Source organism: Streptomyces sp. NPDC127100 (genome assembly GCF_042724095.1).
Taxonomy (GTDB): Bacteria; Actinomycetota; Actinomycetes; order Streptomycetales; family Streptomycetaceae; genus Streptomyces.
Genome location: NZ_JBHXFL010000017.1, coordinates 81,160 through 99,302, shown reverse-complemented (window position 1 = coordinate 99,302; position 18,143 = coordinate 81,160). Strand labels below are relative to the sequence as shown.

General features: G+C 72.4%; 16 protein-coding genes. 9 read left to right on the top strand and 7 right to left on the bottom strand.

The features are described from left to right. The first annotated feature begins 11 nt into the window (after positions 1-11). From ACFWJB_RS18225 to ACFWJB_RS18215, 3 genes are all read left to right on the top strand, one after another. Complete coding sequence (locus ACFWJB_RS18225) at positions 12-1,703, top strand: LCP family protein (protein ID WP_386923282.1); 1,692 nt, start codon at positions 12-14, stop codon at positions 1,701-1,703. A 203-nt stretch (positions 1,704-1,906) separates the two neighbouring features. Then, positions 1,907-3,658, top strand: coding sequence for an LCP family protein (locus ACFWJB_RS18220; protein ID WP_386923313.1), 1,752 nt, complete (start codon positions 1,907-1,909; stop codon positions 3,656-3,658). A gap of 86 nt (positions 3,659-3,744) precedes the next feature. Beyond that, entirely contained in the window at positions 3,745-5,379 is a 1,635-nt protein-coding gene (locus ACFWJB_RS18215; protein WP_386923280.1) for an LCP family protein, read from the top strand. A gap of 6 nt (positions 5,380-5,385) precedes the next feature. Here ACFWJB_RS18215 and ACFWJB_RS18210 read toward each other — a convergent pair whose 3' ends face one another. After that, positions 5,386-6,432 (bottom strand): glycosyltransferase family 2 protein, encoded by a 1,047-nt coding sequence (locus ACFWJB_RS18210; protein WP_385461268.1) that lies wholly within the window; start codon positions 6,430-6,432, stop codon positions 5,386-5,388. Positions 6,433-6,691: 259 nt separating this feature from the next. Between ACFWJB_RS18210 and ACFWJB_RS18205 the strand changes: the two genes are divergently transcribed. Then, entirely contained in the window at positions 6,692-8,065 is a 1,374-nt protein-coding gene (locus tag ACFWJB_RS18205) for an LCP family protein (RefSeq protein WP_386923277.1), read from the top strand. A gap of 12 nt (positions 8,066-8,077) precedes the next feature. On the opposite strand, the gene ACFWJB_RS18200 is transcribed toward ACFWJB_RS18205, so the two are convergent. Beyond that, complete coding sequence (locus tag ACFWJB_RS18200) at positions 8,078-9,352, bottom strand: LCP family protein (protein WP_385461274.1); 1,275 nt, start codon at positions 9,350-9,352, stop codon at positions 8,078-8,080. A gap of 118 nt (positions 9,353-9,470) precedes the next feature. Between ACFWJB_RS18200 and ACFWJB_RS18195 the strand changes: the two genes are divergently transcribed. Then, on the top strand, positions 9,471-10,037 hold the full coding sequence (locus ACFWJB_RS18195) for an acyl-CoA thioesterase (RefSeq protein ID WP_385461277.1): 567 nt from the start codon (positions 9,471-9,473) through the stop codon (positions 10,035-10,037). 68 nt (positions 10,038-10,105) lie between these two features. On the opposite strand, the gene ACFWJB_RS18190 is transcribed toward ACFWJB_RS18195, so the two are convergent. Then, complete coding sequence (locus tag ACFWJB_RS18190) at positions 10,106-11,263, bottom strand: acyl-CoA dehydrogenase (RefSeq protein WP_385473312.1); 1,158 nt, start codon at positions 11,261-11,263, stop codon at positions 10,106-10,108. Between the two features lie 182 nt (positions 11,264-11,445). Between ACFWJB_RS18190 and ACFWJB_RS18185 the strand changes: the two genes are divergently transcribed. Continuing rightward, positions 11,446-12,789, top strand: coding sequence for a UDP-glucose dehydrogenase family protein (locus ACFWJB_RS18185; protein ID WP_385473315.1), 1,344 nt, complete (start codon positions 11,446-11,448; stop codon positions 12,787-12,789). Between the two features lie 32 nt (positions 12,790-12,821). Here ACFWJB_RS18185 and ACFWJB_RS18180 read toward each other — a convergent pair whose 3' ends face one another. Beyond that, on the bottom strand, positions 12,822-13,328 hold the full coding sequence (locus ACFWJB_RS18180; protein WP_385473318.1) for a CGNR zinc finger domain-containing protein: 507 nt from the start codon (positions 13,326-13,328) through the stop codon (positions 12,822-12,824). A 92-nt stretch (positions 13,329-13,420) separates the two neighbouring features. Here ACFWJB_RS18180 and ACFWJB_RS18175 point away from each other — a divergent pair, with 92 nt between their 5' ends. Together ACFWJB_RS18175 and ACFWJB_RS18170 are read left to right on the top strand one after the other, a co-directional pair. Continuing rightward, positions 13,421-13,792, top strand: a complete 372-nt coding sequence (locus ACFWJB_RS18175) for a VOC family protein (protein WP_386923311.1) — start codon at positions 13,421-13,423, stop codon at positions 13,790-13,792. Between the two features lie 31 nt (positions 13,793-13,823). Then, positions 13,824-14,216 (top strand): VOC family protein, encoded by a 393-nt coding sequence (locus ACFWJB_RS18170; RefSeq protein WP_386923274.1) that lies wholly within the window; start codon positions 13,824-13,826, stop codon positions 14,214-14,216. Between the two features lie 12 nt (positions 14,217-14,228). Here ACFWJB_RS18170 and ACFWJB_RS18165 read toward each other — a convergent pair whose 3' ends face one another. Both ACFWJB_RS18165 and ACFWJB_RS18160 read right to left on the bottom strand, forming a co-directional pair. Continuing rightward, a complete protein-coding gene (locus ACFWJB_RS18165; RefSeq protein WP_386923272.1) occupies positions 14,229-15,359 on the bottom strand; it encodes a dipeptidase in 1,131 nt (376 codons plus the stop codon). Positions 15,360-15,463: 104 nt separating this feature from the next. After that, entirely contained in the window at positions 15,464-15,820 is a 357-nt protein-coding gene (locus ACFWJB_RS18160) for a MerR family transcriptional regulator (RefSeq protein ID WP_385459053.1), read from the bottom strand. 55 nt (positions 15,821-15,875) lie between these two features. Between ACFWJB_RS18160 and ACFWJB_RS18155 the strand changes: the two genes are divergently transcribed. Further along, the gene (locus ACFWJB_RS18155) at positions 15,876-17,015 is read left to right on the top strand and encodes an alkene reductase (RefSeq protein ID WP_385458933.1); all 1,140 of its coding nucleotides are present in this window, start codon (positions 15,876-15,878) and stop codon (positions 17,013-17,015) included. Here the strand turns inward: ACFWJB_RS18155 and ACFWJB_RS18150 are convergent. Next, on the bottom strand, positions 16,964-18,142 hold the full coding sequence (locus ACFWJB_RS18150; RefSeq protein WP_386923270.1) for a dipeptidase: 1,179 nt from the start codon (positions 18,140-18,142) through the stop codon (positions 16,964-16,966). The two genes, ACFWJB_RS18155 and ACFWJB_RS18150, sit on opposite strands and share 52 nt — an antisense overlap. Position 18,143: the final 1 nt, after the last annotated feature.

Below are 18,143 nucleotides of genomic sequence, written 5' to 3'. Positions count from 1 at the left end.
GGGAGAGGAACATGACGCAGAGCGATGTGCGCGGGCAGGGGACACGGTCCGGTGGTGCCCGGCGCGCCCGGCACGGGGGCGAGGACGGCCCCGGTGCGGGGGCGGCGGGAGACGGCACCGGCGGGCGCGGCGGCCGGCACGGCGCGGGGCGCGGGAAGGGGCGGCGCGCGACGCGCGGGCACCGTGTGCTCAGGTGGTCCGCGTCGACGGTCGCGGTCCTGATACTCGGCACGGCCGGCGCCGGATACCTCTACTACCAGCACCTGAACGGCAACATCGAGAAGGGCGAGCGCAGCAGCGGCGACTCGAAGGCGCACAGGACCGAGCCGAACGCGGACGGCCAGACGCCCCTGAACATCCTGCTGATCGGCTCCGACAGCCGCGCCTCCGACGCGAACGTGGCGCTGGGCGGCGGCAAGGACCACCGCGACAACCCGCCGCTGGGCGACGTGCAGATGCTGATCCACCTGTCCGCGGACCGCAAGAGCGCGGCGGTGGTCAGCATCCCACGCGACACCCGGGTCGACATCCCCAAGTGCACGGACCCGGAGACCGGCACGACGTATCCGGCGACCAACACGATCATCAACGAGTCGCTGGGCCGCGGCGGCGCCGGCTGCACGCTGGCCACCTGGCAGAACCTCACCGGTGTCTACATCGACCACTGGATGACGATCGACTTCGCGGGCGTCGTGTCGATGGCCGACGCCGTCGGCGGGGTCGAGGTCTGCGTGAACCAGAACGTGTGGGACCGGCCGCTGCCGCGCGTGTCCGGCGGCTCGGGGCTGAAGCTGACGGCCGGCCCGCACAAGGTCAAGGGCGAGCAGGCCCTGCAGTGGCTGCGCACCCGGCACGCCTGGGGCAGTGACCTGATGCGGGCGCGGGCGCAGCACATGTACATGAACTCGATGATCCGCACCCTGAAGGGCCAAAACGTCTTCACCGACACCGGCCGGCTGATGGACCTGGCCGAGTCGGCCACGAAGTCCCTGACGGTCTCGGAGGAGGTCGGCACGGTCAAGAAGCTGTACGACCTGGGGATGCAGCTGAAGACGGTGCCGACGGACCGCATCACCATGACGACGCTGCCCACCGTCGAGGACCCCGAGGACGAGAACCACCTGCTGCCGGCCGGCTCGGACGCCGAGAAGGTCTGGGCGATGCTCCGCGACGACGTGTCCTTCGACGACAAGGGCGCGAAGACCGGCGGCAGGAAGGATGCCGGCAAGGGTGCCGGCGGCAACGGCACGGACGGCGCCGGCGGGACGCCCGCGGACCCGGCCGCCGCCGACGCCGAGATCGACGTGCTCGTGCAGAACGCCACCCGGTCCGACTCGCTCGGCCCGGTCAGCGGCCGTGCGGGCACGATCGCCGACGCGCTGGTGGAGAAGGGCTTCGACAAGGCCACGAAGGACACCTCGGGCGCACTCTCCGAGGAACGGACCGTCGTGCGCTACCCGGGCCCGGACCTGGCCGGGGACGCGCAGCGGGTCGCGGCGGCGCTGGGCGTTCCGGCGAACGCGGTGCAGAAGTCCGCGGACGTCTCCGGGGTCACGGTCGTCGTCGGCTCCGACTGGCGCTCGGGCACGGCGTATCCGAAGCAGAAGACGCCGGAGGCCGGTGACCTGCCCGACAACAGCGACGCCCTCAATGGCGCCGACACCGGCAAGTGCATGGACGTCTACCGGCCCTACCGCTGGTAGGCGTTCCCGGGAATGGGGCGGAATGCCCTGTTGTAGGGAAGTCGAATTTGTCACCGGTGTCGTTCGACACTGAACTGGGCGGATAGTGTGAGCGCTCCGGTGCCCCCGCCGCGAGGTCCGCCCTGGCGTCGTGCACTTGTTGACCCTTTACCGTGCGCCTTCCGGGAAGGCGCCGCGTGGCCCCGACGGAGGACTCGGAGACCGTGGACGCGCAAGGACGTGGGCGGGCGGACGACATCGACCCCGCAGACCAGTGGGTGCTCAATCCGCGGACCGGCGAATACGAGCTGCGGATGGCATCGTCCGCGCCGCAGCCGGCCGTTCCGAAGCCCCGCGAGGGCGGACCGGGCGACGGCGCACCGGGCGGGACGGACGGCGGCCGGGGCACCGACGGTGCGGGCCGCCGCCGTACGACGGCCCCCGGCCGTGAGGTACCGCCCCAGCGGCGCCGTCGCCCCGCGCCGGAGGAACCGGCGGCCGGGCGGCGCGGCCGGCGGCCGGCGAAGAAGAAGTCGACGGGCAAGAAGATCCTGCTGTGGACCGGCGGCACGACGGCGTTCGTCGTCCTCGTGGCCGGCGTCGGCGGGTACCTCTACCTCAAGCACCTCGAGGGCAACGTCTCGACGACGGACGTCGGCAGCGCGGGCAGCAGCAACTTCAGCAAGGACGAGGCCTTCAACATCCTCATCATCGGCACCGACAAGCGCACCGGTGCGGGCAACGAGGGCTACGGCGACGCGGGCAGCGTCGGGCACGCCGACACCAACATCCTGCTGCACGTGGCCAAGGACCGTTCCAACGCGACCGCGTTGAGCATCCCCCGCGACATGATCGTCGACATTCCCGACTGCCCGACCACGCAGGAGGACGGGAGCGAGAAGGTCATACCCGGCCAGCAGGGCGTGCGCTTCAACCGCAGCCTCGGGGAGAGCGGCCGGGACGCGGGCTGCACCATGCGCACGGTGAAGGAGACGACCGGCATCCAGGTCGACCACTTCATGATGGCCGACTTCAACGCGGTCAAGACGCTGACCACCGCGGTCGACGGCGTGGACGTCTGCGTGGAGCACGCCGTCAACGACAAGAAGTCCAAACTGGTCCTGCCCGCGGGCGAGTCCAAGGTGGAGGGCGAGCAGGCCCTCGCCTTCGTCCGCACCCGGCACGCCTTCGGCAACGAGGGAGACCTGGACCGCATCAAGGTGCAGCAGCAGTTCCTGGGCTCGCTCATGCGGAAGATGGCCTCCAGCGACACCCTGACCAGCCCCACCAAGCTGGTGAAGCTCGCCGAGGCCGCCACGAAGGCGCTCACCGTGGACAAGCCCATCGGCAACGTCGGCACGCTCAAGGACATCGCCCTGGAGCTGAAGAAGGTGCCGACGAAGAACATCACGTTCGCCACGGTGCCGGTGAAGGACAACCCCGCCGAGGAGATCAAGGCGACGGTCGTGGTGGACGAGGCGAAGGCGCCCCAGGTCTTCGACATGATCCGGAACGACATCTCGTTCACCGAGGTCAAGCAGCAGCAGAAGCAGGAGGCCGCCGCCGTCGCGGCCCGCCTCAAGGGCACCAAGTCCGATCCTTCCGAGGTCCGCGTCCGCGTCCTCAACGGCGGCGCCGCGGGCGGCAGCGCCCAGAAGGAACTCCAGTACCTCCAGACCGAGGCCGGCGTCACCAAGTCCGAGAACGCCGGCAACGCCCCCACCGAACTGGCGAAGACCACCCTGGAGTACGCCCCCGACCAGGCCGACCAGGCCCGCGCCCTCGCCGAGATCCTCGGCCTGTCCGGCGCGGCCATGAAGCCCGGCCGGAGCGTCACCAACGCGCAGGGCCTGCCCACCATGACCCTCACCCTCGGCAAGGACTTCAAAGGCGCCGGGGTCAAGCTCAACGCCACCTCGGTGAAGACGCCGGAGCTGGACAAGTCCACGGCCGACCAGGTGCAGTGCGCCAGTTGACCTGACGGGCCCGCCGTACGTCTCACAGGGCGACCGCGGACGGAGGACGGGCCCGCGGCGGCGGCAGGGGTGGGGAAGGACGCGGAGTGACGCAGAGCGGTGTGCAGCAGGAGGAGGACACGCGGGAGGGCGCGTCGGACGCGCCCGAGCGTGACGAGCCGGCCGTCGAGGACGTGGACGACGGCGGCGGGGACGGCGACGGCGATGCGGAGACCGGTGGGCGCGGGCCCCGCAGGGGACGCCGGGTGCTCCGCTGGACGGCGCTGACCCTCGCCGTGCTGCTGGCCGGCACGGCCGGCGCCGGGTACCTCTACTACGAGCACCTCAACGACAACATCCGCAAGGACACGCTGAACCTGGGCGACAGCAAGGTCGCCGCGCCGACCCCGAACGCCGCCGGACAGACCCCGCTGAACATCCTCGTCATCGGCTCGGACGCCCGGGACAGCGAGGAGAACCAGCAACTCGGCGGCGCGCGCGAGACGTTCGGCTCCACCCCGCTGGCGGACGTGCAGATGCTGGTGCACCTCTCCGCGGACCGCAGCAACATGTCGGTCGTCAGCATGCCCCGCGACACCCTGGTGAAGATCCCGAAGTGCACCGACCCGGAGGACGGGACGGTGTACCCGGCGAGCGAGGGCCGGGTGATGACCAACCAGAGCCTCGGCCACGGCGGTCCCGGCTGCACGGTCGCCACCTGGCAGGAGCTCACCGGCATCCACATCGACCACTTCGTGATGGTCGACTTCGCGGGCGTGGTGTCGATGGCGGACGCCGTCGGCGGCGTGCCGGTCTGCGTGGACGCCAACATCCACTCGCGCGACGGCCAGGGCCACGGCTCCGGTCTGAAGCTGGAGAAGGGCACCCACCCGGTGAAGGGCGAGCAGGCCCTCCAGTGGCTGCGCACCCGCTACGGCTTCGAGGACGGCAGCGACCTGGCCCGCGCCAAGGCCCAGCACATGTACCTCAACTCGATGGTCCGCGTGCTGCGCGAGAACGCCACGCTCGGCAGCCCGGGCCGGCTGCGCGCGCTCGCGGAGCAGGCCACCGAGGCGCTCACGGTCGACCCGGGCCTCGACACGGTCAAGAAGCTGTACGACCTCAGCGGCGAGCTGCGCACGGTCGAGCCGGAGCGCATCACCATGACCACCATGCCCAACCGGTACGTGGGCGCGCGTGTGGAGCCGACCGAGGACGCGGAGCAACTGTTCCGGCTGGTGCGGGAGGACATCGCGCTGGACGGCAAGGACGCGAAGAAGGAGCCCGCGCCGGACCCGGAGCCGACGGCCCCCGCCGACCCGGCCGCCGCCGACGACGAGATCGCGGTGCAGGTCCGCAACGGCACCCGTACCGACAGCCTCGCGGCGGCCCGGGGACGCGCCGACACGGTCGCCGGGCTGCTGGTGGAACAGGGCTTCGCACGGGCCGTCGCCGACCCCTCGGTACTGCCCAGCGAGGACCGCACAGTCGTCCGCTACCCCAGCGCCGACCTGGCCGGCGACGCGCAGCGGGTCGCCGCGTCCCTGGGGATACCCGCCGGCTCGGTACAGAGGTCGACCGAGGTCTCCGGCGTCACGCTCGTCGTGGGCGCGGACTGGCGCGAGGACACGGCGTACCGGGCGCCCGGCGCGGACGACCGGACCCCGGAGTCGGCCGAGGCCCTCAACGGCGCGGACACGAGCGCCTGCATGCACGTGAACCCGGGGTTCACGTGGTCCTGAGCGGCGTCAGCGGGCGCCGGCGGCGTCGGCGTCCGGCTGGACCGCCGGGCGCCGCGACGCGATGACCCGCTTCGCCAGGGACCGGGGGCTGGTCAGGAAGCCGAAGCCCCACGACATGTGCATGGTCGCCAGCGCCACCGGGATCTGCGCCCGCGCCTTCGGTCCGAGCCCCTTGCCGGCCGGGAGCGAGCCCGCGGCGATCGCCGCGAGGTAGGCGCCGGGCACGACGAAGCCCCACGGGGTCAGCGCGGCGCCCACCACGACGCCGGCGGCGATCGCGCACACCGCGGTCGGCGGGGCGAGGTAGCGCAGGTTGATGGAGCCGGAGTGGTAACGGGCGACGACGTGCCGCCAACGGCCGTAGTCCTTGTACTGCTTGGCCAGCGCCCGCACCGAGGGCCGGGGCCGGTAGGACACCTTCAGCTCGGGCGAGAACCAGATCAGGCCGCCGGCCTCACGGATGCGGAAGTTCAGCTCCCAGTCCTGGGCGCGGATGAACTCCTCGTTGTACCCGCCCTGCCGCTCCAGGGCCTCTCGGCGGAACACGCCCAGGTACACCGTCTCGGCCGGGCCCGCCGCACCGCCCGTGTGGAAGGCCGCGTTGCCCACGCCTATCCTCGACGTCATCGCGGCGGCGACGGCGTCCTCCCAGGCGTTCTCGCCCTCGGCGTGCATGATGCCGCCCACGTTCTGCGCGCCGGTCTCCTCCAGCAGCCGTACGGCCGTGGCGATGTAGTTCGGCGACAGCATGCCGTGGCCGTCGACGCGGACGACGACCGGATGGCGCGAGGCCTTGATCGCGGCGTTCAGCGCGGCGGGCGTACGGCCGGTGGGATTCGGCACGGTGTGGACGCGGGGGTCCTCGCGGACGAGTTCGGCGGCGATCTCTTCCGTGCGGTCCGTGGACGGACCGACGGCGATCACGACCTCCATCTCGCCGGCGTACTCCTGGGCGAGGATGGCGCGGACGGCGCCGCGCAGGTGCCGCTCCTCGTTGAGGACGGGCATGATCACGGAAACGGCGGGCGGCCGCACGTCGGACTTGGCGTTCATCGGTGCTCACGTTACCGCGAACGGGGGACACGGGTGCGCGCCGCGGGGGTCACAACCCCGGGCAGCAGATCGTATCGGCCTACGGTGCTCACGGATCCCACGTCCGGCCCCAGGTCCCGCCCCCGCGGAGGTGTCACCCTTGCCCACGCCGCCCCGCTCCCCCAGGGTCCCGGCGTCGCCCCCACGGGGCGGCCCCCCGCCGCAGCGCACCCGCCGCCCGCCGGGGCCCGCCGTACGGCGGAAGAAGCCGCGCTGGGCCATGCGGGCGGTGACGGCGCTGTCGGTAGTGGTGCTCGCCTCCGCCGGGATCGGGCACGCGGTGCTCTCCGGGCTGGACGCGGACATCGCCCGCGTCGACGCCTTCAAGGACATGAAGAACCGTCCGCGGGGCGGGAACGGCATGAACGTCCTGCTGGTCGGCACCGACGGCCGCGACCGGATCGGCGCGGAGGAGCGGCGGAAGTACCGGCTCGGCGGCGCCCCCTGTCACTGCACCGACACGATCATGATCGTCCACATCTCGGAGGACCGGGAGCGGGCGAGCGTGGTCAGCCTGCCGCGCGACTCGTACGCCGTGACGCCCGACCACACCGACCGCACGACCGGCGAGCACCACCGGGCACACCCCGTGAAGCTCAACGCGGCCTACGCCGAGGGCGGGCCCCAGCTGACCATCAGCACCGTCGAGAACATGACCCACGTGAAGATCGACCACTATCTGGAGGTCGACTTCACCAGCTTCATGAAGACGGTGGACGTGCTCGGCGGGGTGCGGATCTGCACCGTCCAGCCGCTCAAGGACCGCTACACCGGGCTCGACCTGCCGGCCGGCACCCACGAGCTGACCGGCGGACAGGCCCTGCAGTACGTCCGCGCCCGCCACCTCGACGGGGCCTCGGACCTGAGCCGGATGAAGCGCCAGCAGCGCTTCCTGGCCGCGCTGATCGACCGGGCGACCTCCTCCGGGCTCCTGCTGAACCCGCTCAAGTTCCGCGACGTCACGCGGGCGGTGCTGGGCTCGGTGCGGGCCGACAAGGGCTTCGGCACCGACGAGCTGCTGGCCCTCGGGCGGGCGATGCGGAGCTTCTCGCCGTCGTCGTCGGAGTTCACCACCGTGCCGATCGGGCAGATGGGCTACGCCGTCGAGGGCGTCGGCTCGACCCTCAAGTGGGACCCCGCCCGGTCGGAGCGGATCTTCGGCGCGCTGCGCGAGGACAGGCCGCTGGCACCCCCCGGACGCAGGCCCGAGGGCCCGGCACCGGTACCGGTGCCGGTCGACCCGAAGCGGATCCGGGTCCAGGTGGAGAACGGCACACACACCGCCGGGCTCGGCAGGCGCGTGGACGACGCGCTGGCCGCGACCGGCTTCCTCACCACCCGGGCACCGGTGAACGCCGACACCACGGTCGCACGGACCGTGGTCGCCTTCGACCCCCGCTGGGACAACTCGGCGAAGTCGCTGGCCGCCGCCCTGCCCGGCAGCCGGCTCAGGCCGGTCAAGGGCCAGGGGGCGACGCTGAAGGTGATCGCGGGCGCCGACTTCGAGCAGGTGGCGAAGGTGAGGGCGGCGGACCCGCCGCAGGATTCGGGCACGGTGGTACGCGGCGACGAGGTGGTGTGCGGGAAGCCCTGACCGGCTCCGGCCTCAGTTGCCGGAGACGGTGACCTTCTCGTCGTTCCTCAGCTGCTCCACCAGCTTCTTCACCTTGGCGTCGTCCCAGGTGAGGTTGCCACCGACGCTGCCGGAGACGGGCATGTTCATCGAGGTGCCGTCGCCGCCGCTGACACTCTTCATCGCCCAGAACATGCCGGCCAGGTCGAACAGGCCCATGTCCTTGTCCACGACGAGCGAGTCCAGGCCCGCGCCCATGGTCGGGTACAGCCTGAACGGGTTCAGCACGGTCGACGGGGTGGCCACCTGGCTCGCCAGGGCCGACAGGAACTTCTGCTGGTTCTTGGTGCGGTCCAGGTCGGAGCCGGGCAGCGCGTACCGGGTACGGACGAAGGCCAGGGACTCCTCGCCGTTCAGGGTCTGCTTGCCCTTCTTGAAGTCGGCGCCGGACTTCTTGTCCTTGATGTCCTGCGGGATGTCGATCTCGACGCCGCCGACCGCGTCCACGATGTTCGCGAAGCCGGCGAAGCCGATCTCCACGTAGTGGTCGATGCGCAGCCCGGTGTTGAACTCGACGGTGCGCACCAGCAGCTCGGGGCCGTCCTCCGCATAGGCGGCGTTCAGCTTCACGTGCCGGCCGGTGCCCTCGTACTTCTTGCCGGACTCCGAGCCGACGAAGCTCGGGATCTCCACGTCCGAGTCGCGGGGCAGCGACACCAGCGTCGACCCGTTGTCGCCGGTGTGCAGGATCATCATCGAGTCGGTGCGCTTGCCCTCGGCGTTGCCGGTGTGCAGGTCCTTCATCTGGTCCTTGGTCATGCCCTCGCGGCTGTCGGACCCGACGATCAGGTAGTTCGTGCCCTCGCCCGCTCCGGGCCGGTCGATGACCTTCGACAGGTCGACGTCGCGGTTGAGCTTGGAGTCGGCCCAGAAGTAGGTCCCGACCGTGGTGACGACCAGCACGGTCACCACGGTGATCGCCGTCCACTTGATCCGGCGCCGCCAGTCGGGCGCGGACCGCGGGCCGCCCGGGCCGGGGCCGCGGCCGCCGGGGCTGCCGTAGACCTGGCCGGTGTTGTAGCCGCTGTCGTACCCGTCCTGGCCGCCGTGGCCCCGGCCGTCGACGTACGACGGCTGCTGCGGCACCCCGCCCCCGTACGGAGGGGCCGTGCCCTGGCCGGGCGGCGGCGCCGCGCCGCGGCGGACCTGACGCATCACGCGGGCACTCTCGGGCTGTGCGCTCGCGCTGCCGCGTCCGTACCGGCCGGCGCGGTTGTCACCGGGTCGCCCCTCGGGCCAATCAGTCATGCGGACCAGTGTGCAGGTACCGGCGGTGCGGCCGACAGGGCCGTCGGAAAATAGGGGCGGCGCTGTTGCGAAGCTGACACAAAATACCCCCGTGCCGTCCCGGCATAAGGTGGAGGGCATGACAGACCAGGCAGAACAGGCCTCGGACGCGGAGTCGGCGGCATCGGAGATCCCGGGCAAGCCGACCTCGGCCTCCCGCACCACCCTCAGCCACATCATGACGCACAGCGACACCAACCTTCTGGGCACGGTGCACGGCGGCGTGATCATGAAGCTGGTCGACGACGCGGCCGGCGCGGTGGCCGGCCGGCACTCCGGCGGGCCCGCCGTCACCGCGTCCATGGACGAGATGGCGTTCCTCGAACCGGTCCGCGTCGGCGACCTCGTCCATGTGAAGGCGCAGGTCAACTGGACCGGCCGCACCTCCATGGAGGTCGGCGTGCGGGTACTGGCCGAGCGCTGGAACGAGTCGGCCCCCGCCACCCAGGTCGGCTCGGCCTACCTGGTGTTCGCCGCGGTGGACGCCGACGGCAAGCCCCGCTCCGTGCCGCCGGTGATCCCGGAGACCGAGAAGGACAAGCGGCGCTACCAGGAGGCCCAGATCCGCCGCACCCACCGGCTGGCCCGCCGCCGCGCGATCATGGAGCTGCGGGAGCGCCGGGTGGCGGAGGGCTACGAGGACTGAGCCCCCTCACCCGCACGGGAAGGGCGCCCGGGACGGTCGGTCCCGGGCGCCCTTTCGCGGTGCGGGGGTTACGGCAGGTTGCGCGCCATGACGATGCGCTGGACCTGGTTGGTGCCCTCGTAGATCTGCGTGATCTTGGCGTCGCGCATCATGCGCTCGACCGGGTAGTCACGGGTGTAGCCGTAGCCGCCGAGGAGCTGGACGGCGTCCGTGGTGACCTCCATCGCCACGTCCGAGGCGAAGCACTTGGCGGCGGCGCCCTGGAAGGTGAGGTCGCCGTCACCGCGCTCCGACTTGGCCGCGGCCGCGTAGGTGAGCTGCCGGGCGGCCTCGATCTTCATGGCCATGTCGGCGAGCATGAACTGGATGCCCTGGAAGTCGGCGATCGGCTTGCCGAACTGCTTGCGCTCCTTGACGTAGCCCTTGGCGTAGTCGAGGGCGCCCTGGGCGATGCCGAGGGCCTGGGCGGCGATGGTGATGCGGGTGTGGTCCAGCGTCTTCATCGCGGTCGCGAAGCCGGTGCCCTCCGCGCCGATCATGCGGTCGGCGGGGATGCGGACGTTGTCGAGGTAGACCTCGCGGGTCGGCGAGCCCTTGATGCCGAGCTTCTTCTCCGGCGCGCCGAAGGAGACGCCCTCGTCGGACTTCTCGACGACGAAGGCGGAGATGCCCTTGGAGCGCTTGGTGGGGTCGGTGACGGCCATCACCGTGTAGTACTCGGAGACGCCCGCGTTGGTGATCCAGCGCTTGACGCCGTTGAGCACCCAGAAGTCGCCGTCGCGGACCGCCTTGGTCTTCATGCCGGCCGCGTCGGAGCCCGCGTCGGGCTCGGAGAGGCAGTAGGAGAACATGCCGTCGCCCTTGGCGAGCGGGGTCATGTACTTCTTCTTCAGCTCCTCGGAGCCGGAGAGGATCACCGGGAGCGAGCCGAGCTTGTTCACCGCCGGTATGAGGGAGGAGCTCGCGCAGACGCGGGCCACCTCCTCGATGACGATCACCGTGGCGAGGGCGTCGGCGCCCGCGCCGCCGTACTCCTCGGGGACGTGCACGGCGTGCAGGTCGTTCGCGGTCAGGGCGTCGAGGGCCTCCTGCGGGAAGCGGGCCTCCTCGTCCACCGCGGCGGCGTGCGGCGCGATCTTCGCCTCGGCCAGCGAGCGGACGGCGTCGCGGAGCATGTCGTGCTCCTCGGACGGGCGGTACAGGTCGAAGTCAGCCGATCCGGCCAAGGTCTCTCACGCTCCAAAACACTGTGATGCTGGGCACGCTAACTACCGTTAAGTAACCCAAATTTTAGAACGCCGCCCGCGTCGCTGGATAGGTGAGGTTGACGACAGCCGGCCGGGGCCTTCGCCCGGCGCCCCGGATATGCTCGGGCGCGCACCTCAGCCGTACACCCCTGGAGCACCTCATGGCCCTCAAGATCACCGTGATCGGCACCGGCTACCTCGGCGCGACCCATGCGGCGGCCATGGCCGAGCTCGGTTTCGAGGTGCTGGGCCTGGACGTGGTGCCCGAGAAGATCGAGATGCTCCAGCGGGGCGAGGTCCCGATGTACGAGCCGGGTCTCGAGGAACTGCTGCGGGCGCACGTCGCGGGCATCGAGGGGTCCAGCGGGCGGCTGCGCTTCACCACCGACTTCGCGGAGGTCGCGGCCTTCGGCGACGTGCACTTCCTGTGCGTGAACACGCCGCAGAAGCACGGCGAGTACGCCTGTGACATGTCCTACGTCGAGTCCGCGCTGGCCTCGCTCGCGCCGCATCTGCGCGGCCCCGCCCTGGTCGTCGGCAAGTCGACGGTGCCGGTGGGCAGCGCCGACCGGCTGGCCGGCTACCTCGCCGAGCACGCGCCGGCGGGCGGCGACGCCGAGCTGGCGTGGAACCCGGAGTTCCTGCGCGAGGGCTTCGCCGTGCAGGACACCCTGCACCCGGACCGGATCGTGGTGGGCGTGCGCAGCGAGCGGGCCGAGAAGCTGCTGCGCGAGGTGTACGCCACGCCAGTCAACGAGGGCTCGCCGTTCGTCGTCACCGACTTCCCGACGGCCGAGCTGGTGAAGACCGCGGCGAACTCCTTCCTGGCCACCAAGATCTCCTTCATCAACGCGATGGCGGAGGTCTGCGAGGCCGCCGACGGCGACGTCGCCAAGCTGGCGGAGGCCATCGGGCACGACGACCGGATCGGCAGGAAGTTCCTGCGGGCCGGGATCGGCTTCGGCGGCGGCTGCCTGCCGAAGGACATCCGGGCGTTCATGGCGCGCGCCGGTGAGCTCGGTGCCGACCAGGCGCTGACGTTCCTGCGCGAGATCGACTCGATCAACATGCGCCAGCGCGGCCAGATGGTCGAGCTGGCCCGGCAGGCGCTGGGCGGCGGCCCGTTCCTGGGCAAGCGGGTCGCGGTGCTCGGTGCCACCTTCAAGCCCGACTCGGACGACGTACGGGACTCGCCCGCGCTGAACGTCGCCGGGCAGATCCACCTCCAGGGCGGCCAGGTGACGGTGTACGACCCGAAGGGCATGGAGAACGCCAGGCGGCTGTTCCCGACGCTCGGTTACGCGGACTCGGCACTGGAGGCGGTGCGGGGCGCCGACGTCGTGCTGCATCTGACGGAGTGGCGGGAGTTCCGCGAGCTGGACCCGGAGTCGCTGGGCGAGGCCGCGGCGGCACGGGTGATCCTCGACGGCCGCAACGCCCTGGACCCGGAGGCCTGGCGGCGGGCCGGCTGGACCTACCGGGCGATGGGCCGGCCGACCGCCTAGGTCCGCGCACCGGCGGGTGAACCACGGGGCCGTCACGCCTCCTTGGCGCGGTACCGGCGCATCTTGGCGCGCGCCCCGCACACCTGCATCGAGCACCAGCGCCCGCGTCCGGCCGGGCTGCGGTCGTAGTAGGCCCAGTGGCAGTCGGCGGCCTCGCACGCCTTGAGGCGGCTCCAGGTGCCCGCGACCAGTGCCCCGGCGACGGCTGTTGCGACGCGGGCGAGCAGGGATCCGCCGCGGGCCGGGGCGAGGGCGGCGGAGCCGTCGGCCGTGTCGACCGTCACGACCAGCGGGGCCCCCGCCAGCAGTCCGCCCAGCGGGGCGACCGCGCGGTGCGGCGGGTGGCCGGCGTGCGCGAGCAGGGCGGCGCGCAGCGACTCGCGCAGGTCCCGCGCGGCCGGCACCTCCTCCTCCGTCAGGCCGAACCGGGCCCGGCCCTCCGGCGTGCCCAGCGAGTCGGCGCCCGTCTCCAGGTCCAGCGTGTTCACCAGGGCCTCGATCAGCTCCAGGCCCCCCGGTGCGGGCGATCTCTCACTCATGCTTGCGACGTTACCGCCAATGGGGCAGCATGCAGTAACCGTTACTGGTTACCCGCATCATGCTGGTAACCGCGGACTTCGAGGAGGAAGTCATGGCCGTGGCCGAACTGGGCGCCGTCGTCCTGGACTGTCCCGACCCCCGGGCGCTGGCCCGCTTCTACGCCGGCGTGCTGGGCGGCACCGTCGAGGAACAGAACGACGGCCAGGACGAGTGGATCGACCTGAGGCTGCCCGGCGGGAAGGCACTGGCGTTCCAGGCCGCCCCCGAGTACGTGCCGCCGAAGTGGCCCGGGCCCGACGGCTCCCAGCAGTTCCACCTCGACCTCACCGTGGCGGACCTGGACGCGGCCGAGAAGGCCGTACTTGAGCTCGGCGCCCGCCCGCTGGACGCCGAGGACCGGACCCGCACGTTCCGCGTTTACGCCGACCCCGCCGGGCACCCGTTCTGCCTCTGTGCCTGCTGACACCGCCTCACATCACCGGGAGGAACCCCCCATGGCACCCGTGGCACGTTTCCGTTCCGTCGTCGTCGACTGTCCCGAGCCCCGCGAACTGGCCCGCTTCTACGCGCAGGTGGCGGGCGGCACCCCCGACGAGCAGGACCCGGACTGGGTCGTTCTCCAGATGCCCGGCGGGCCGCGGCTGTCCTTCCAGCGGGCACCGGAACTCGCCCCGCCGGAGTGGCCTCGCTCCGACCGCAACGCCCAGCAGTTCCACCTCGACCTCGACGGCGGGGCGACCTGGGAGGAGATGGACGCGGCGCACGAGAAGGTGCTCGCGCTGGGCGCCCGGCCGCTGGACCTGGAGGACCGGGAGAAGAAGGGCTTCATGGTGTACGCCGATCCGGCGGGGCATCCGTTCTGCCTGTGCCGGATCGAGCACGGCTGACCCCGGCGGCGCTCAGCCGTCGAGCTCGGCGATCGTCGCCGTCGACGGCTGGCGCCGCAGCTGCGCCGCGCGGGCGGCGAAGGCCGCGCCCCGCAGCACGCGCTGCACGTTGCCCCAGGTCAGCAGGGCGACGTCCGCCTCGTCCCAGCCCCGGCGCAGCAGCTCGGCGACCAGACGGGGGTAGCAGGAGGCGTCGCCGAGCTCCAGCGGATGGGTGCCGCCGGCGTCGTAGGTGCCGGACAGGCCGACGCTCCGCGGGCCGGCGACCCGGCGGACGTGGTCCAGGTGGTCGGCGACGTCGCGGACGGCCGGGCCCGTCTGCTCCGCGGCCAGCGGCACCATGCACAGGCCCTGGGCCGCGCCGAGCTCGGCGAGCAGGTCGTCGGGGAGGTTGGCCGGGTGCGGGCGCAGGGCCAGGGCGGCGGACCGGGTGCACAGCACGGGCGCCTTGGAGACGGCGAGCACACGGCGGACGGTCCCCGCTCCGGCCCCCGAGAGGTCGGCGACGACGCCGAGCCGGTTCATCTCGCGGACGACCTCCTCGCCGAAGCGGCTCAGACCGGCCTCGCCCGCCCAGGAGGCGCCGGTCAGCGTGAGCACCCGCAGACCGAGGGCGTGCAGGGAGCGCAGGATGCCGAGGCTGCCGCCGAGCGCGGCGGCTCCGGCGGGGCCCGGCAGCACGGCGACCCGGCCGCAGTTACGGGCGTCGATGACCTGCCCGGCGTCGTACGCCAGCCGGAGGCCCTCGGGATGGGCCCGGACGACCGTCCTGGCCAGGTCGAGCTGCTCCAGGGCGGCGCCGACGGCCCGGTCGCCGTCGGCGCCCCCGGGCAGGTGCAGCGACCAGAACAGCGCGCCGACGTGCCCCGCGCGCAGCCGGGGCACGTCGGCGCGGACGCCGCTCTCGCCGAGTTCCAGGTCGTAGAAGGGCAGGTGCCCGAGCGCCCGGGGCAGGCCGCAGTAGCCGTCGGCGACGGGGTGGGCGGCCAGCACGGCGTGGGCCCGGGTCAGGGGCTCGTCGTCGGGGTCGGAGACGGGCGCGTAGGGCTCGGGCGGGAAGGCCTCGTCGGGCAGCGGCACGGACAGGTCGTCGAGCTCGCCGGCCTCCGCGCCGGTGTGCAGGTCGTCCTGGAGGTCTGCCATGGCGTGCTCCGTACGGTCGTCGTGCGTTACGGCCACCGTCACACGCGGCAGGTGGGGCTTCCTGGTGGGCGCGGCGTCCGGGGTAACGGCGCCGGGGCCCGCGCTCAGCCGCGGGCCGCGTCGATCACCTCGTCCAGGGTGTCCCGGGAGCGGACCAGGTCGGCGATGGTCCGGTCGATGCGGTCGCGTTCCGCGGTGAGGTCGGCGACCAGCTTCGGCGTGGCGACGGCCGAGGGTCCGCCGTCCCCGTCGCGCATGCAGGGCAGCAGGTCGGCGATCCTGCTGCTGGCCAGGCCGGCCGCGAACAGCTCCTGGATGCGGACGACCCGGTCGACGGCCGCCTCCGGGTACTCGCGGTGCCCGCCGGGCGTACGCTCGGCCGCGAGCAGCCCCTGCTCCTCGTAGTACCGCAGCGAGCGTTCGCTGACGCCCGTACGCCGGGCGAGTTCGCCGATCCGCATGCCGTCGCCTCCGGGACTTGAATCTGACACTGATGTCAGGTTCTAGCGTACGGGCATGCCGAACACGACAGCGCTCCTCGACTCCGCCCCGCTCGGACCGCTCACCCTCCCCAACCGCCTGGTGATGGCCCCGCTCACCCGCAACCGCGCCGAGCCCGACGGCACTCCGACGCCGCTCATGGCCACGTACTACGCCCAGCGCGCCTCCGCCGGCCTGATCGTCGCCGAGGCCGCGACGCCGAACGCGGTCGGGCAGACGTACCCGAACATCACCGCCGTCCACAGCGCCCGGCACGTGGCGGGCTGGCGGCAGGTCACCGACGCCGTGCGGGAGGCGGGCGGGCGCATGTTCCTCCAGCTCCAGCACGGCGGCCGGGTCGGCCACCCCGCGACCAGCGGGCTGACGCCCGTCGCGCCCTCGCCGGTGCCGCTGCCCGAGACGATCTTCACCCCCGGGGGTCACCGGCCGGCCGTCGTCCCGCGGGAGATGACCGCCGAGGACATCCGCACCACCGTCGCGGACTTCGCGCGTGCCGCGCGCAACGCGCTCGACGCCGGGTTCGAGGGGGTGGAGGTGCACTCCGCCAACGGTCACCTGCTGCACCAGTTCCTGGCCGCCAACACCAACCGCCGCACCGACGGGTACGGCGGCCCGGTCGCCGGACGGATCCGGTTCACGGCCGAGGTGACCGAGGCCGTGGCCGCCGAGATCGGCGCCGAGCGGGTGGGCCTGCGCGTCTCCCCCGGCAACACCGTCAACGGCATCGCGGAGGGCGGGACGGAGGAGATCTACACCGCGCTGGTGGAACGGCTCGGCGGGCTCGGGCTCGCCTATCTCCACCAGGTCTTCGCCGACCCCGACGACCCGGTGTTCCGGACGATCCGCGCCGGTTGGCCGGGCGTGCTGATCGCCAACCCGGTGCTGGGCGGAAATCCGGCCACGGACGCCGTGCGCCACGCGTCCGAGCGGCTGCTGGCCGCCGGCGCCGACCTGATCGCCCTGGGCCGGCCCTTCCTGGCCAACCCCGACCTGGTGACGCGGCTGCGGATCGGGGCGCCGCTGAATCCGGTACGGGACCGGTACCTCATGTACGTGGGCGGGGCGACCGGTTACACCGACTACCCCGCCCTCGAGGGGACGGCTCAGCCGTCCAGGTCCTCCAGCGTCGCGTTGGACGGCCCCCGCGTCGCCTGAAGCCCGCGGGCGACGTCCTCTGCGGCGCCCAGCACCCGTACCGCGTTCTTCCAGGTCAGCTTGGCCAGGTCGGACCGGGACCAGCCCCGGTCCAGCAGCTCGGCGACGAGGTTCGGGTAGCCCGAGACGTCGTCGAGGCCGGCCGGCGTGAAGGGCGTGCCGTCGTAGTCGCCGCCGATGCCGAGGTGGTCGATGCCGGCGGCCTCGCGCATGTGGTCGAGGTGGTCGGCGACCGTGGACACCGTGGCGACCGGGCGCGGGGTGCGCTCCTCGAAGGCCGCGTGGACCCTCATCGCCTCCGGGCTCGTGTCCAGGTGGTGGAAGCCGTGCGCGCGCATGTTCTCGTCGGCGGCGGCCGTCCAGTCCACGGCGGCCTGGAGCACGAACTTCGGCACGAAGGTCACCATCGCCATGCCGCCGTTGGCGGGCAGCCGCTCCAGCACGTCGTCCGGGATGTTGCGCGGGTGGTCGCAGACGGCCCGGGCGGAGGAGTGCGAGAAGATCACCGGCGCGGTGGAGGCGTCCAGCGCGTCCCGCATCGTCGTCGCCGCGACGTGCGAGAGGTCGACCAGCATGCCCTCGCGGTTCATCTCCCGCACGACCTCGCGGCCGAAGGCCGACAGGCCGCCGACGCCGGGCTCGTCGGTCGCCGAGTCCGCCCACGCCACGTTGTCGTTGTGGGTGAGGGTCAGGTAGCGCACGCCGAGCGCGTACAGCGCCCGGAGCGTGGCGAGGGAGTTGTCGATGGAGTGGCCGCCCTCGGCGCCCATCAGCGACGCGATCCGGCCCTCTGCGCGGGCCGCCTCCATGTCGGCGGCGGTCAGCGCGGCGCGCAGGTCCTTGGGGTGGCGGTCGATGAGCTGCCGTACGCAGTCGATCTGCTCCAGCGTCGCCGTCACCGCGCCCGGCAGGTCCGAGCGGACGTACACCGACCAGTACTGCGCGCCGACGCCGCCGGCCCGCAGCCGGGCGAGGTCGGTGTGCAGGTGGGCGGACTGGTCCTCGGCGATGTCACGGGTGTCGAGGTCGTAGCGCACCTGCTCGCGCAGGGCCCAGGGCAGGTCGTTGTGACCGTCGACGACGGGGAACTCCCGCAGCAGCTCCCGGGCCCGGTCCAGCGAGGTCATC